Annotated in this window: 9 protein-coding genes and 1 riboswitch; of the genes, 3 read left to right on the top strand and 6 right to left on the bottom strand. The window is 47.8% G+C overall.

What is annotated here, in order from left to right; translation table 11 throughout:
• The first annotated feature begins 336 nt into the window (after window positions 1-336).
• Together MHI12_RS01285 and MHI12_RS01280 are read left to right on the top strand one after the other, a co-directional pair.
• Window positions 337-1,614 carry an S-layer homology domain-containing protein gene (locus MHI12_RS01285; protein WP_405171293.1) on the top strand — a complete coding sequence of 426 codons (1,278 nt, stop codon included), beginning with the start codon at window positions 337-339 and terminating at the stop codon, window positions 1,612-1,614.
• Between the two features lie 437 nt (window positions 1,615-2,051).
• The gene (locus MHI12_RS01280; RefSeq protein WP_405171292.1) at window positions 2,052-4,991 is read left to right on the top strand and encodes a DUF5704 domain-containing protein; all 2,940 of its coding nucleotides are present in this window, start codon (window positions 2,052-2,054) and stop codon (window positions 4,989-4,991) included.
• 720 nt (window positions 4,992-5,711) lie between these two features.
• Window positions 5,712-5,904, bottom strand: a riboswitch (cobalamin riboswitch).
• 76 nt (window positions 5,905-5,980) lie between these two features.
• Here MHI12_RS01280 and MHI12_RS01275 read toward each other — a convergent pair.
• Window positions 5,981-6,808, bottom strand: a complete 828-nt coding sequence (locus MHI12_RS01275) for an AraC family ligand binding domain-containing protein (protein WP_405171291.1) — start codon at window positions 6,806-6,808, stop codon at window positions 5,981-5,983.
• Between the two features lie 202 nt (window positions 6,809-7,010).
• Between MHI12_RS01275 and MHI12_RS01270 the strand changes: the two genes are divergently transcribed.
• Window positions 7,011-8,312 carry an alpha-glucosidase/alpha-galactosidase gene (locus MHI12_RS01270; protein WP_405171290.1) on the top strand — a complete coding sequence of 434 codons (1,302 nt, stop codon included), beginning with the start codon at window positions 7,011-7,013 and terminating at the stop codon, window positions 8,310-8,312.
• Between the two features lie 116 nt (window positions 8,313-8,428).
• On the opposite strand, the gene MHI12_RS01265 is transcribed toward MHI12_RS01270, so the two are convergent.
• The 5 genes from MHI12_RS01265 to kdpB form a co-directional block, all read right to left on the bottom strand.
• Window positions 8,429-9,130, bottom strand: a complete 702-nt coding sequence (locus MHI12_RS01265; RefSeq protein WP_405171289.1) for a response regulator — start codon at window positions 9,128-9,130, stop codon at window positions 8,429-8,431.
• A gap of 1 nt (window position 9,131) precedes the next feature.
• On the bottom strand, window positions 9,132-10,730 hold the full coding sequence (locus MHI12_RS01260) for an ATP-binding protein (RefSeq protein ID WP_405171288.1): 1,599 nt from the start codon (window positions 10,728-10,730) through the stop codon (window positions 9,132-9,134).
• On the bottom strand, window positions 10,731-13,070 hold the full coding sequence (locus tag MHI12_RS01255; RefSeq protein WP_405171287.1) for a histidine kinase: 2,340 nt from the start codon (window positions 13,068-13,070) through the stop codon (window positions 10,731-10,733).
• Window positions 13,071-13,175: 105 nt separating this feature from the next.
• Window positions 13,176-13,736 (bottom strand): potassium-transporting ATPase subunit KdpC, encoded by a 561-nt coding sequence (kdpC, locus tag MHI12_RS01250; protein WP_405171286.1) that lies wholly within the window; start codon window positions 13,734-13,736, stop codon window positions 13,176-13,178.
• 59 nt (window positions 13,737-13,795) lie between these two features.
• Window positions 13,796-15,796, bottom strand: a complete 2,001-nt coding sequence (gene kdpB / locus MHI12_RS01245; RefSeq protein ID WP_405172910.1) for a potassium-transporting ATPase subunit KdpB — start codon at window positions 15,794-15,796, stop codon at window positions 13,796-13,798.
• Window positions 15,797-15,928 lie beyond the last annotated feature (132 nt).

The raw sequence follows: 15,928 nt of genomic DNA, 5'->3' as shown, positions 1-15,928 counted from the left end.
TTATTTTGAGCAAGAAGAATAGGGCTTTTCAAATGTTTGGAAATCGAGTATTCTTGATTCATTGATTATTGATGACGGAACTACATATGTTGGAGACCTTAAAGCATAAGGCTATGAATCTACGGATTCGTGGCCTTTTTTTTTGTTTTTTTTTGAGGAAATATAGGTCTTGAGCATTAGTAGCAGTTGTATGGAGAGGAGGAAATATATTGATAAATCATACCAACAGCCTAGTTATACATGGTAGAATATTGATTATTATTACAAATTTAGTATCTAGTAGCCTGAAAAGTACATATCAAGGAGAAAAATTCACAATTGAGAGGAGTAAGATTCATGAAAAAAATGATGATTTCCGGCGTAACGGCATTAGCTTTATTAACAGGGGGTATCGTAGGTTTTGGAGGTGTTGGGAGTTCTGTAGAAGCCGCACAAGCAACAACTAAATTCAAGGACGTTCCAGCTACACACTGGGCATCCGCAGCGATTAATTCGGCCGTGGAACAAGGTTATTTCAAAGGGTATGCCGACGGGACATTTAAACCAAGTTCACCGGTCACCAAAGCTGAAATGGCAAGTATCCTAGGACGTTTATCCGACCAACCTAATGCATCAACACAAGAACAAAACAATTTCACGGACATCCCCGAGTGGGCAAAAAGTGGTGTCTCTACTGCTATAGCAAAAGGTTTTATCAGCCCTTCTATTTACAAGGGAAAACTGGATGCACAAGGCGCTCTTCAACGAGGTGAAATGGCTACATGGCTGACGCAAGGACTAACCGTGGTTGATCCTGAGTACAAACAAGCACTCTCTGATGTGACCAACACCGTTGTGCCTGCAAAGGAATATTTTACAGGTAAACTCGCACACGCTCAAAAAAATGCAGTAGCCGTTGCCCTGGGAACAGGACTGATGAGTGTGGCAAACGATAAAACATTTGGCGTTGATCGTACAACCACTCGGGCGGAGGTTGCTGTGTTAATTGCCCGTTATGCAGCAGTTGCCAAGACTAAGCCTGCCGATTTTCAAGGTTTAAATGAGCTGCGAGCAGTGGGTTTGACGGGGACGAATTTGAGTATTGTTGCGCCTAAGTACGAGAAAACACCAGAGAAAAAATTTTCACCCAACATGGACTACAGTGAGGTTACAGACGACTTCTCGAAAGTTCGCAATAAAAATATTATTACAGATACTAAATATGCCGATCTCAAGATAAAAAATTGGATTATTGTTAATACCTATGCGAAGGATGCGGAAAGAAGTATTTTTTACCCTGTTTTTGTAGATGAAGGATACACCCTCTTAAGAGGAGCTTATTATTCTTTTGCAGAGCTTGAATTGAGCGTGAAAAGTACTACTATGAATACACTTCAAGCCGGAAGTTTACTTAATTCGGCAACGATTAATCCCATGAACTCTCCAAATTCAAAAGCCTTTGCAGCATATGCTGGGCCTGTAATTAATGATTTCACAAAAACTAGAGGTGTATTCGCTGTTAATAATCCAGTCTACTGGAGCAGAGGACTTCTACATTTTGATAAAGAGCTGATTTCTGCTGTGAGTCTTGTGACCAAAGAAGGACCCGCTTACAGCGTAATAGCCACAGATTAGAGGGATTAAATTTGACGAGGAAAAAAGCTATTAAAAAAATGATGTTGTTCGTGTTATCACTCGTAGTACTTGTATCATCAGTAACTCAAGTCTCTGCAGGTGGAGGGCCTGGAATTAAACCTGAATTAAACACATTCCATATGGAGCCTTCTACACCTGCGAAGTCACAAAAAAAGGTTATCCCTGTTGAAGGGAAAAAGAAAACTAATATAGGTGTATATATTTACCAAATTGATAATCTAAAATGGAAGGTTGATGGCCATTGCAATAACATCGAACTAGAAAACGACCCTACCAAAAATCTTCCGGTATCTTCAACAATCTGTGTCGATCTTGATTTGAATAAAGATGTTTATATTCCGACTGAGTACTTTGATAAAGTAGGTGAATCACATTCTTCTGCGGAAATAACTGATAAATCTAACGAACCTCACTACATGGATAATACAGCTTACTATGAGCCTGGGTTGCCCATTTTAGTTTCTGTTGAATCTTTTACAGGTCGTAACACAAAATTCACCACTCAAATTGGTGGTGCTATTTCACCTATCAAAACGGAAGAATATACCCCATCCAAATGGAATGCTGACTATCAATTCAACACAGATTTATACTGGGGTGCTGTAGCTGAAATAACCAAAGAGATCAACCTAACCGCTGGTGGACAAATTAGCTTGAACCAGTCCAAACAACTTAATGCTACGGTCAAGACGAAAACTGGAGATGGAAACTTTGGAGCGGAGACCAATGTTAACACTGGCAGCGGTGGTACAACGACATGGGAATCATCCAATCCTGGTGTTGCTACCGTTAGTAACTCCGGAGTAGTTCAAGCAGTCAGCAGAGGAACCACAACCATTACCGTATTGTGGGAAAAGGATGATTTTGAGCTAACTACCAAAACAAACATCGGTGTTGAAGAGAGCCCAGGTACTGGCGAAGGCGACGGTAACGGAGGCGGTGGAGGTTGCACACCAACGATTGGACCACCTTCTGCTGGAACCATCATGAGCATGAATGATCTCGATCCAAATGCCAACGGTGTTATTAAGTCAGATAACAGAGACAATGAGACATTTAATGTGTTAAGAGGAATCCCTACTTCCGAGTCACTCTACACAAATGCCTTTGCTGACAATTATCTGTTTAAACAAGCTTGGGCGAAAATGAGCGGTAAAGTTACATACAACTGTAATGTCACAATCTCGTACGACAGAGAGTGGACAGTACCTGGACCAGAGGAATGTGATGATGATGGTTGTACACCAGGGCCACCTGTACCCGCGAACGACACGGTACCCAAGCCATACAACTTCCAGATCACAAGAGACTACTCCTACTGGAAAATTAACAATCTGGAAGTATACAAGATCGCTAAAGCAACCATGAATAATTACGCTTTGCCTGGTGAGACCGTTAAGATCAATCCAACAGGATACACACCACCAACACTGGAGTCTAAAAATGATGAATCCGTAGAAAGCCATGTTCGACCAGGGCAAACCACTTCAATCACATATACTCCACCCAAATTAACAGGTGGTTTGAACCAACCTCCCAGTGTGCCTGATGATACATCACGGTTAAAAGGAATGGCTGAATCCAACACACCTCAAAGTAAAGTGAATAATGATTTAGTGAAATTCAACAACACAACCATTATGAATGATGTGGAAGCAACCAAAGATGGCCCAACACCATCCAACATTCCTAATCCAACAACGATTGGGCGTGATGTGCTGTACAAACCGGGTAATATGATCAGCAGTTCCCTGCTGAATAAAGCAAACACCACAAGCTCTGGCGAGATCTATTATGATTTGCTACCGGGTAACGTAAATGGCGGCTCCAATAAAGTATTACCGATTAACGGCATCAACACGGTCACGGTACACACCCCTGTCGTCAACTACGCCTGGGTATCGGATGATCAGCCGCATAATCAGAAAACCGTACCGGACCCAACCAGCGCTGCACTCATTCTGGAACGTCCGTTCATTGTGCGAATTCCCACATCGGGACAGCACTTGGACACAGCGAGTTATCCCGGTTATGGAAATCGGGACTATGCCAAATATTTTCGGATCAAACAGGTGCAGTTCCCGTTTGATGTCTATAACGCAGATCGAAGTCAGTTTATCCCTGCCAAGACATGGGTTGATATTCCGGTTAATCAACTGGACACCACATTTTATCTCCCTGTATGGGTAGACGAAGGCAAATACCATATTGTATTCCGCAATATTGCAGAGAATGCACCTGCAAACTTTACCGAGCAACAGGATGCCAATACCAATCTGACACATCATGTTGCAGCAGATACCGTACCGGTAGATGTGATCGGAAGGTTATATGATTTTCACGTCACTGATATCTCTGATTACAACTGGGAAAATGTATTTCGCAAGCGATTGGGTAGTCCCGACCCAACGGGCCTTAGCTACTGGACAGGGATGAATAGCATTGATGGTGCTCCGAGAGGTAATCTGACTCCATTTGTATTGCCCATCCGACCAGGAAGCCATCCGGTGCAGGGATTCGTTAACGCGACTGTGAAGACGGGGTATCATTTCAAGTTCGATCTGAAGACCAAGGGCAATATGTTTGGCAAACAGGATGGTATTCGTATTACACCCACTTTTGCTTTTGTGAGTAAAGACGGGGCATCCCGACAAGAAGTGGATCTGTACTACCATCGAGGCCAGGAACGCCTAATCCGTATCGGATCGGCTCAGGATCTGGAGAAACGCTTTGTTGTCCTTAACTCACGTCTTCGAAATGTGCCCGGTACAGAGTTAGGCGATACAGCGCGTTATCAGTATACTTATGAACTGACAGCGGAAGAACGCAGCCAGCGTACGTTGGCAGAACATATGGTTCGCCTGGTCGATCAGACTTCTCATCAAAAAACATGGGTAGGCCGTTATGACTGGATGATCCTGTCTGCTCCAATTCGGACACTCATCGGACCCAAAACGGGCATTCCTTCCGGGGTCAACGTGGACCGGGCCAATGCAGCAATCCAGCGTTGGTACGGGGAGTACAGCTTGCCAGCCGATGTATATGCTGTACCAAAAGGGACGGATCTCGAACCCCTTGCCCGGCAAAATCAGCTGGATGAGAAATCGAAGATTTTTCTAAAGAATGGTTATATCGTAGTCAACTTCAACATGGAGAGCCTGCGGAATGGAAATACAGAGGCGCCCCATCTGCAATACATTCATGCACCACTGATGAATCAATGGCAGATGGAAGGTTTCAACAAAAATCCAACAGATAGTCAAGGCAGAACCTGGCCTCTGAAGGATGGCGATATTGTCTTTTACCATGCTGATCAGTCCAGCCGGAATGACTTCCAATCCCAAGTACCACACTAGTACTGAATCCCTCATGTCAATACAACTGGCTAAGCAGATGTAGCCAACTACATGTGGACAGAAGAGTCTATATGCGGAGTACCTCTCCAAGATAAGACTGATTGTCTTTATAGCGATAATCCCCCAATGAAGCAATCAATAATTGTATGATAAAATAGCCATGAAGTGTCAGAATAAGTACTATACAGCCTGCGCAAAACTATGGTGTACTGAATGACATAGGTGCACTGAACCACATACGATAAAGCTTTCACAAGTTATTACAGTGCCACATCCCAGCTACACACAACATGCCTGTTATACAACAAAAGGGTTATCCTGAAAGTCATCTATGGACTTCTGGGGTAACCCTTCTTGCATCATTCTCTTTTTATAACCTTACTTAGACTATAAAGAAAACCGGCAGATCAGTATTATCCTGACAAACTTTCTCCAGGAGACAGGTAGGTTAGCAGGAACGTCAGGAACGTGATGCCGAGCAATACGACTACGAGTTGTAATAATCGTTTAACGATATATCTGCTCAAGTGCTCTAACGTCCTTCCCCACAACTTTATGTACGTGCCATGATGTTCTCCGTCCACAGCTCCGCTGAAAACTTATAAATTCTATCAAAAAAGGCGTCCCTCTCCGGGTTACTGGTTGAGAACGCCTTAAATAAACAGATTTCCAGAAAAAAATCATGCTCTCTAAACACCTTCCTATCTCCCGTAGGGTACTACTGTGTTTGTTAAACCTGGCAGGTCTCCTGGCTCCAGAATTATCGTCATTGCAGCTCCTTCCCGGTCAAAACCAGTGAATTATCGCTACCTGACTCCTCTGTTACAGTGGCGGGACCGCGCCGGTATTACACCAGACTTCCCTATTAAGCTTCCACCCTGACAGGCAAAGCACCAAGTTCTACATATTCAATTATACTTCTGATCAGTTTAGCGGGACGACGAATAATGATCAAAACTTTTCTTTTAAATTTGAAACACTAGATGCGTCTAATCTCGATTTCTCGAACCCTTTGGAGACACACCCGTCACTCGCTTGAACATCTTGGAAAACAGTAATGGGTCTGTATAACCGACAGAATGGGCCACTTCACTGACCGACAGCCCTGGATTCTGAAGAAGTTCGGCAGCCCGATTCATACGGTACTCCAGAAAAAAGGACTGTAGCGACATGCCATATCGCTCTTTGAACAATCCCGATAGATACGTGCGATCCAACCCTACAGCTTGGGCAATATCCAGAATGGAGGTTCGCTGGCTGTACCTGTTCTCCATAAACTGCACCGCCTGTCGGATGTACGTCTCTTTGTTCGAAAGAAGCTGTCCTATTTCTTCCTCTACAGGCGAAGAAGAGATTAATTCTGCCATCAAGCGGTACAAGAGACTCTGGTTCAACACATCGCCTCCCGGTCGCGTGGAAGCCTGGACCATCTCCGTATACAACTGTTCCATCGTATTTGTATCATGGGCATCATATATCGGGTGCTCCGGGCTCAATTGGGCACGTTGCATGAATGCTTTGGCTTGTACGCCTTTAAAACCAAACCACGAATACGTCCAGGGCTCCTTCGGATCTGCCTCATAATGAATAAGTGTATCTGGTAGAATCACAAAGCCCTGTCCCTGAGTCAGCTTGTACTCCCGATCCCCCATGTACACGGTGCCCCGTCCTTCATGGATGTAATGCACAATGTAAGAATCACGTACACCCGGTCCCCAATAATGCGCAGGATCACATGCCTCCCACCCGAAAAACAACAACATCAGCTCCATCTGTGTCCAGCCGGCGGGAACCACATTCATCTCAATGCGACTCATTTTTAGCCCTCCATCCTGACTTCATTCCGCTTATCTCTTCATTTAGTTTATTTATATTATAACAGCTAAAGTACTTCCATATTAGTTGAAAGCGGGAACAAAAATGGGATTATGCCATGTTTGAGAGGGGTTGAACCATAGTTATATGTGCCGAATCGGCCTATAGTTGGGGTACAACATTTTCAGGGAGGCTGAACTTAAGATGAACAAAATTACGTTTCTCGGTGCGGGAAGCACCGTCTTTGTTAAAAATGTGTTGGGTGATGTCATGATGACCGAAGCACTGCAGGATTTTGAACTGGCATTGTTTGATATCGATGCTGAACGTTTGAGCGATTCAGAGCGTTTGCTGACCAGTCTGGCCCGTTCACTCGGAAGTCGTTGCGTTGTGAACGTATATCATGACCGCAAAGAAGCACTACGCGGGGCCAAATATGTCATTAACGCCATCCAGGTCGGTGGATATGATCCATGTACCATTACGGACTTCGAGATTCCGAAGAAATACGGACTGCGTCAAACAATTGCAGATACACTCGGTATCGGCGGAATTTTCCGTAACTTGCGGACGATTCCCGTCATGTTGGATTTCGCCCGGGATATGCAGGAAGTATGTCCGGATGCATGGTTCCTGAACTATACCAACCCGATGGCCGTGCTTACCAACGTCATGAATGTGCATGGTGGGATTAATACCGTAGGTTTGTGTCATAGTGTGCAGGTATGTGTACCACATCTGTTCGATGCACTGGGGATCGATCAGACAGGTGTTGTGGCGAAGATTGCAGGGATCAACCACATGGCGTGGCTGCTCGAAGTTACAAAAGACGGGCAGGATCTGTACCCCGAGATTAAACATTTGGCGAAGGAAAAACAGAAAGAACAGCATGACGACATGGTTCGTTTTGAATTGATGCAGCGTTTTGGCTATTATGTAACGGAATCCTCCGAACACAATGCCGAGTACCACCCTTACTTCATCAAGCGGAATTACCCGGAGCTGATTGAACGCTTCAACATTCCACTGGATGAGTATCCACGCCGCTGTGTGAACCAGATTGAGGGCTGGAAAGAAATGCGTACCAAGCTGTTTGCCAGCGAAAATATTGAACATACCCGCAGCCGTGAATACGCATCGCATATTATCGAAGCGATGGAGACGAATAACCCGTACAAGATTGGCGGCAACGTCATGAACAACGGACTAATTACGAACCTGCCGCGTGAAGCATGTGTCGAGGTCCCTTGTTTGGTGGATGGATCAGGAATCAGCCCTACGTATATTGGGGATCTGCCTCCACAACTCGCGGCATTGAACCGGACAAACATCAACACGCAACTGCTGACGATTGAAGCAGCAATCACTGGCAAAAAAGAACATATCTATCATGCTGCCATGCTTGATCCACACACGGCTGCCGAACTGTCTATTGATGACATCGTAGCGATGTGTGATGAGTTGATTGAGGCTCACGGCGACTGGTTGCCAAAATACACGTCATAATATAAAAGCACCGTTTCCTTTGCAGCTAAAGGGGACGGTGTTTTGTTCTTTCCATATGCTCACCCGCTGAATGGTGCATCACATCATGGTTACGAAATGTCCCGCTCTCTTAAACGTTATTCGGCAGGGAGCAAAAAGCGATAACCAATGCCAGGCTCCGTTTGAATATATCGCGGATTCGTCGGATCTTCATTTAATTTTTTACGCAGATGTCCCACATATACCCGAAGATAGTGGCTGTCAGACTCATGATGATGCCCTCCCCATACTTGCTGCAAAAGCTGACGCTGGGTGATGATCTTCCCCGCATTCGAGGCGAGCACTTTCAGCATCTCATATTCCGTTGGGGTTAATTTGACCAAAGTACCCTCCAGTTCCACCTGCCTTTGGGCCAGATCAATCGTGAGTGATCCAAAGCGCAGTATTGGCTCATCCGTTGTTTTGGCTACATGACGCAGTGCCACCCGAATACGGGCAACCAACTCACCCATTCCAAATGGTTTGGTCACATAATCATCTGCACCAGCATCCAACGCGGCAATCTTGTCTCCCTCCTGGTCCTTCGCTGTCAGCACAATAATTGGCACTTGTGACCATTCGCGAATCCGGCGAAGGACCTCCATGCCAGACATGCCCGGCAAACCAAGATCAAGGATGATCAGATCCGGATGTACAATACTGGCCTGGATAACCCCCTCTTCGCCATCCCCACACTCGTGGAGGTCGAATTGGTGTGCCTGAAGGGTGACCTTGAGCAATTTGCGAATCTGCGGCTCATCATCGATCACCAGTATGCGAGCCCCTAGTGGTGCGTTCATGTTATTCTTCAACCTCTCCTTGTTCTGAATAGGGAAACCGTGATCCGTGAGCCTCCATGGGGATATCTATACGCATTCTCGTCCCCCCGCCCGGATTCGGCTCTGCCACAATGGTACCTCCGTGGACTTCAACAATGCCTTTGCAGATCGCCAGACCAAGCCCCGTTCCTGTGACATGCTGAGTCGACTCTGAGCGATAGAACTTATCAAATATACGCAATCTTTCCGCTTCCGTTATACCGATGCCTTGATCAGCTACCCAGATCGTCAATTGATCTGTACTCTTATCGCTTGCCACAGTGATGACAATCGGGCTCTCATCAGGCGAATATTTGATGGCGTTGCTGACGATATTGACCAGCACCTGCTCCAGCAATACTTCATCTCCGTAGATAAAGGCAGGGTCATTAGGCAGGTCAACTTGAATGTTGCGATGCGGACTGAATCCCCGAACTTGTGTCAGTACAACGCTGATCATGTCTCCCACGTCACACCATTTCCGGTTCAGCTGCAACATGCCGCTCTCCAGCCGAACCATGCCCAGCAGATTCGTGACGAGACGATTCATGCGCAAAGCTCCATCCCGAATGTTGCCTGTTAATTCTCTCCGATCCTCGGGTGTAAAAAGAGCATCATTCTCCAACAATCCCGTAGCCGAGCCGATAATGGCAGTTAGGGGAGTACGCAGTTCATGGGAGACAGAATCCAGCAGTACTGTGCGTATGCGCTCCGATTCAGCAGTGATCTGCGCCAATCGGGCCTCTTCAGCCAGCTTCACTCGGGCAATGGCACCTGCGGCCAGTCCTCCGCATGCTTCCAGCAGACGAAGCTGTTCTTGCTGCTCATGAATCTCGCCAGCGTCCATGCTTACGGCGAGCACGCCATGAATCTGCTCCTCTGTGCGTAGCGGCACATATAGCCCGAGAGATTCCCGCAAAGTGGATGATCCTTTACCAGCGATCTGTCCGTGATGATACACCCATTTGGCAATGGCAATCTCCGACTCTCCATCTCCCCAGCCATCCTTTTCCCCTTCTAATGCGGGTGCAGAAGAGCTTGTAACCAGCAGATCCCCCTGCCCATTCGGAAGATACACAGCTGCTGGCTTACCGAGGGTAAGCGATACTTGGGTTGCAATGTTAACCAGTAATGTATTCAGATCCGTAATAGCTGTCATCTGACGACTCAATGCGTATAGGGAGTTAGTCGTGGCCTCGCGTGCTTTTACCCTCTCCAACTGTTGACGCAATCGACCTGCAAGACTCGCTGTCAGGATCGCCACCGCAAGATATACAACAAAGGAAATGAGATATCTCAGATCTTCAACCGTAAAGCTCAGATATGGCGGTACAAAAAAGAAGTCAAACATAATCACGCTAAAACTCGCGGCATATACAGCTGGCCCCATTCCCCAATACACAGCACTCACCAGTACGGGAAACAGGTATACAAGCGCTACATTCACCAGATCACCACTCATGCCGATGGCATGAAGCAGTAAAGTTAGCAGCGTCACCCCGAGGGTCACCCATACATATGCCGGAACCCGTTTACCATGGGCTGCCCGCGTTTCTTTTTTTATTCGTTCAGACAAAATCATTCACATCCTGCTCAGTTCATAATCATAATCCGCAACGATCAATACATCCAAATGCCGCGACAAGCGTACAAGTCGGTTGACCACTGAGCCCGAGCCGCGGTAACCATTCAGCCACCACACCCCTCTTGCCTGCCCGACCACCAGCTGGGTTGCTCGCGCCTCCGATGCCTTTTTTGCCAAAATCTCAGATACATCACGCAGCCTTGGACTATGATGAATATGAAATTGACCGCCAAGCCGAATCGTCAGCTGCTCCAATGCTTCCAGATGGCACTTCACTTCGTCACTCATGGACTCACCGATGTGGATATGATGTACATGCCAGATGGCTTTTAGACGAAAAGCCATGCGGAATCCGCGCCGGATCAGCCGCTCGGCATGACGATCACTACTTACACATACGAAGACTGCTTCCTGTCTGCGCCAAGGTCCTCGAAGTGCAATTTTGGCCTGCTGTGCTTCAAGCCGTTCATCCACATCATCCGCCAGTTCACGCAGGGCAAGTTCACGCAAGGCAATCAGATTGCCAATTTTGAAGAAATTCACAAGGGCTTGCTCGACCTTGGCAGTTGCATAGATTTTACCCTCCCTCATGCGCTGCCGCAAGGCCTGAGGCGCCACATCAATCAGCTGCACCTCATCCGCCATCTGAATGATCCGATCGGGTACCGTCTCGCGGACACGAACACCGGTAATATGTTCAACGGCATCATTCAGACTTTCTAGATGCTGTACGTTCATTGTGGTAATCACCGAGATGCCTGCATTCAGCAGGAGCAGGACATCTTCATAACGCTTTTGCCGGACACTTCCGGGCACATTCGTATGCGCCAGTTCATCCACAAGCACCACTTCTGGACAAAGATGCAGAATGGCCTCCGTATCCATTTCTTCCAGACGAGCCTCCTGATACACTCGCTGTGCGCGAGGGATCACAGACAGGTGACCCATCTGCTCCACGGTTTCCGCCCGCCCATGTGTCTCCAGCAAGCCGATCTGCACATCGATGCCCTTACGGAGCAAATCATTGCCTTCCCGCAGCATCATGTAGGTTTTGCCTACACCTGGTGCGGCTCCGATATATATTTTGAATGTACCGCGCTGAATCTGGCCTATCTGTTCCTTCATTTCCTGCTCGCTTAGTCTGCGGTATGTCAGCGACTCCACATCGTTAACCTTAGCCGGAACCACACGTTCACCCTCCCGAGCCGCTCGATCAGCAACCAGAAACAGATCGACACCACGTAATCTGCGTAGCAGCGAGTTAACAACGGAACCCTGCCAAAGTTCCTGCCAGCGCGTGCGCCGGGAGTGCCCCATCACAATCCGGGTAATCTGGTGCTCCATGGCGTAACGCGCCAGCGTAGACGGAATGTTGCGACGGTGTAATATAGACAGCTCCTCCATATGGCCGTCAAACTTCTCTACCAGCTTGATCATATTTCGCCGAAATACGGTTGCCTCCTTGGTTAATGGCTGCTGCATATTCCGAAAAACCACGGCGCACAGATCACCATTCAACCGTTTAGCAATCTGTTGTCCACGCCGGATATAGATCGAGCCGTTCCAATGATATTGCGTGGACACGAGAATCCGTTCCATGATGCCTGTTGTGACGGTAATTCCCATCTCCTCCCGATGCTCGCGCAGGGATTCATTCACCCCTTCTGCCACCAATCTCAGGGCCAGTTCGCGCAGAATACCCAGATTACCTTGACGAAATACAGCTTCTCCCTCATGCCCCTTCAGATGACCTTCTGCCAGACGACTCAGTATGGTTTCAGGCGTGACGTCAATCAGCTTGACTTCATCCGCAAGTTCCAGTGTATCCGCAGGTACCGTATGTTCTGCTGCGATACCGGTGAGCTGCCGGGCCAGCTCGGTATACCCTTCCAGCTCATACACATTCACCGTTGTCATGACACTGATGTTGTTTTGGAGCAAGAACTGAATGTCCTCCAGCCGGGTAGCATACCGAGCACCTTCTCTGTTACGATGTGCCAAACCATCCACCAGCACAACCTCCGGATTACGCGCCAACAGTGCATCCAAGTTCAGATCCTTCATCTCTACATCATCACTCTCGCGTAACCAGTGAATGCTTGGAATCCGTTCGAGTGCGCCAAGCTGTTCCACTGTTTCCGGTCTGCGCATTGTGGAGACCGCGCAGATGACCACATCAATGCCCTGTTCGCGCAACGTATTCCCTTCTCGTAACATGTGATACGTTTTGCCCGATCCGCTAACTGGGCCGATGTAGATTTTGAGCGTACCCTGCTGCAGCTTCGTAATCATCTTCAGCATCTCTTCTGGTGATTTGCGCTTGAAGCTGTCTTCCATCCGTCCCTCTCCCCCTTTCCTTATTAGAGCGTGTCATAAAATATGAAGAAAAAAATGGAGAAAGCCCCTCCCGATATATCGTGAGCAGGCTAATATGTTCGTTCGTTAGTTCATTTCTGCTGTCAGCGCCAGATTCAGAGCCGTTACATTTACACGCGGTTCCCCGAATATACCCATCTGACGGCCTTCAGTATGCTCATTTATAAGTTGCACAAGCTGCTTTTCACTAAGCCCGGTAGCTTCGCTAATGCGTGGGATCTGTGCCTCAGCGGCTTCGGGAGAGAGATCTGGGTCAAGTCCAGAGCCTGAACCCGTCACGAGATCAGCAGGGATCTGCTTCAATCCCGGGTTTTCCTGCTGGAGCTGAGCCATCTTTTCTTTCATCTCGCCGATATACTCCTCCGAGGCTACGGCGCGATTTGAACCGGCTGAAGCCGTTGGGTCATAACCGGCATTTGATGCCCGGGGCTGGAACAGCCCCGGCGATTGGAAATCCTGCGCCAGCAGGGACGAGCCGATGATTTTCTCATTTTGCGTAATCAGACTGCCGTTCGCCTGCGCAGGAAAGAGAAGTTGGGCTACGCCAGTCGTTACAAGCGGGTAGATTAGGCCGCATATCAGCATAAGCACAACGGATAACCGTACAGCGGGCAAGAACATGTTCATACAGATCACTTCCTGAATTCATTAGGATAAAAAAAATTTTGATATGCGTTGTTATCTCGTTAAAGAATCCCCGACAGAACCATGTCAATCAGCTTAATACCAATAAAAGGCACAATCACACCGCCTACGCCATAGATGAACACATTGCGACCAAGCAGCCGTTCCGCTGACATCGCCCGGTACTTGACCCCTTTCATCGCGATGGGAATGAGCAGTGGAATAATAATGGCGTTGAAGATAAGCGCCGACAGGATCGCAGACTGCGGCGAAGCCAGATTCATAATGTTCAGCGCCTGAAGCTGCGGCATGGCGAGAATAAACATGGCTGGAATGATGGCAAAATATTTCGCGATATCATTGGATATCGAAAAGGTTGTGAGTGCGCCGCGTGTAATCAGCAGCTGCTTGCCAATGGAGACAACCGACAATAACTTGGTCGGGTCGGAATCCAAGTCAATCATGTTGGCCGCTTCCTTGGCCGCCATGGTGCCAGAATTCATCGCCAGGCCCACATCGGCCTGTGCCAGAGCAGGAGCATCGTTGGTACCGTCGCCCGTCATGGCGACGAGCTTGCCCTCCTGCTGCTCTTTTTTGATCGCCGCAATCTTATCTTCAGGCTTCGCTTCGGCAATAAAATCATCCACGCCCGCTTCCAGCGCTATGGTCGCTGCGGTCAGCGGATTGTCGCCTGTACACATAATGGTCTTGATGCCCATGGCGCGCATCTCAGCGAACTTCTCTTTCAGCCCTGGCTTCACAGTGTCTTTCAGATATATCACACCATAGATTCGTTCATCGATAGCTACAGCAAGCGGCGTACCCCCAGCCTTTGCAATTCGATTTGCAATTTCATCCAGATCACCAGGTATACGGCCTCCTGCGGAAGCAATATATCTTTTGATCGCATCCACCGCACCTTTGCGGATCTTCATTCCGCTGCTCAGATTGAGACCGGACATCCGGGTCTCTGCCGTGAACTCCACATTTTCCGCATTTGCATACTCCGTCTCAGCCCAGCTCTGGCCTTGTTTGCCTGCCAGTTCCACAACAGATCGTCCTTCCGGGGTCTCATCTCGCACAGAAGCCTGTAAAGCAGCTTGCGTCATCTCTGACAAAGTAATTCCCTGAACGGGAATAAACTCAGATGCCATACGGTTTCCGTATGTGATCGTCCCCGTTTTGTCCAAAATCAACGTATCGATATCCCCGGCCGCTTCCACCGCTTTACCCGACATGGCGAGCACATTAAACTGCGTAACACGGTCCATTCCGGCAATACCAATGGCGGACAGCAACCCACCAATTGTTGTTGGAATCAGGCAGACGAGAAGTGCGATTAAGGTGGCCAGATCTAGTCGAATACCCAGGTAATTTGCCATCGGAACCATCGTCAGAATGACGATTAGGAAGATCAGGGTTAATACGGCGAGCAGGGTTGTCAGCGCAATTTCATTGGGTGTTTTCTGGCGCTGTGCACCCTCAACCAGAGAGATCATCCGGTCAAGGAATGACTCACCCGGATCGGTCTGAACACGCATGACGATGTAATCGGACACGACGCGTGTACCTCCGGTAACCGAGGAGAAATCGCCTCCTGCTTCCTTGATAACCGGGGCAGATTCTCCCGTAATAGCCGATTCATCAATAGAGGCCAAGCCTTCCATAATTTCACCGTCCGTTGGGATCAGTTCACCGACTTCCACACGGACCATATCGCCTTTTTTCAACTGGGTCGAAGACACTTTCCGAATTGTTCCATCCTTCTGCACCAGATTGGCCATAGTGTCCGACTTCGTCTTGCGTAACGTATCCGCCTGTGCCTTACCTCTTCCTTCTGCAAGTGCTTCAGCGAAGTTGGCGAACAGCAGCGTGAACAGCAAAATGAAAAACACGGCAATGTTGTACCCACGCCCAGCCTCGGATGCGGCGAATAGATTGGGATTAATGCATAATAAAAGCGTAATGAATGTACCAACCTCAACAATAAACATGACCGGATTTTTGATCATGACCACCGGATTTAGCTTTTTGAACGCATCGAGTGAAGCCTGAAGTATCATATCCTTGCTTAACGACCGTTTCGATCCGGGATCACGTTGAATATTACCGCGGTTGTTACCCGGCTCGTTGGCCTTATTTCTGAACATTTCTGTATCCATCTGTTGCATCGTCTGCTCCTTCTTTCGTTCGAC

Source organism: Paenibacillus sp. FSL H8-0280 (genome assembly GCF_045040665.1).
Classification (GTDB): domain Bacteria; phylum Bacillota; class Bacilli; order Paenibacillales; family Paenibacillaceae; genus Paenibacillus; species Paenibacillus xylanexedens_A.
This window is presented reverse-complemented; position numbering and strand designations above follow the sequence as displayed.

Coding starts and splice junctions, on each gene's coding strand:
- MHI12_RS01275 (WP_405171291.1), bottom strand. CDS start 6,808: ATGAGTCGCATTGAGATGAATGTGGTTCCCGCCGGCTGGACACAGATG.
- MHI12_RS01280 (WP_405171292.1), top strand. CDS start 2,052: ATGGATAATACAGCTTACTATGAGCCTGGGTTGCCCATTTTAGTTTCT.
- kdpB (WP_405172910.1), bottom strand. CDS start 15,796: ATGATACTTCAGGCTTCACTCGATGCGTTCAAAAAGCTAAATCCGGTG.
- MHI12_RS01285 (WP_405171293.1), top strand. CDS start 337: ATGAAAAAAATGATGATTTCCGGCGTAACGGCATTAGCTTTATTAACA.
- kdpC (WP_405171286.1), bottom strand. CDS start 13,736: ATGAACATGTTCTTGCCCGCTGTACGGTTATCCGTTGTGCTTATGCTG.
- MHI12_RS01260 (WP_405171288.1), bottom strand. CDS start 10,730: ATGATTTTGTCTGAACGAATAAAAAAAGAAACGCGGGCAGCCCATGGT.
- MHI12_RS01270 (WP_405171290.1), top strand. CDS start 7,011: ATGAACAAAATTACGTTTCTCGGTGCGGGAAGCACCGTCTTTGTTAAA.
- MHI12_RS01265 (WP_405171289.1), bottom strand. CDS start 9,130: ATGAACGCACCACTAGGGGCTCGCATACTGGTGATCGATGATGAGCCG.
- MHI12_RS01255 (WP_405171287.1), bottom strand. CDS start 13,070: ATGGAAGACAGCTTCAAGCGCAAATCACCAGAAGAGATGCTGAAGATG.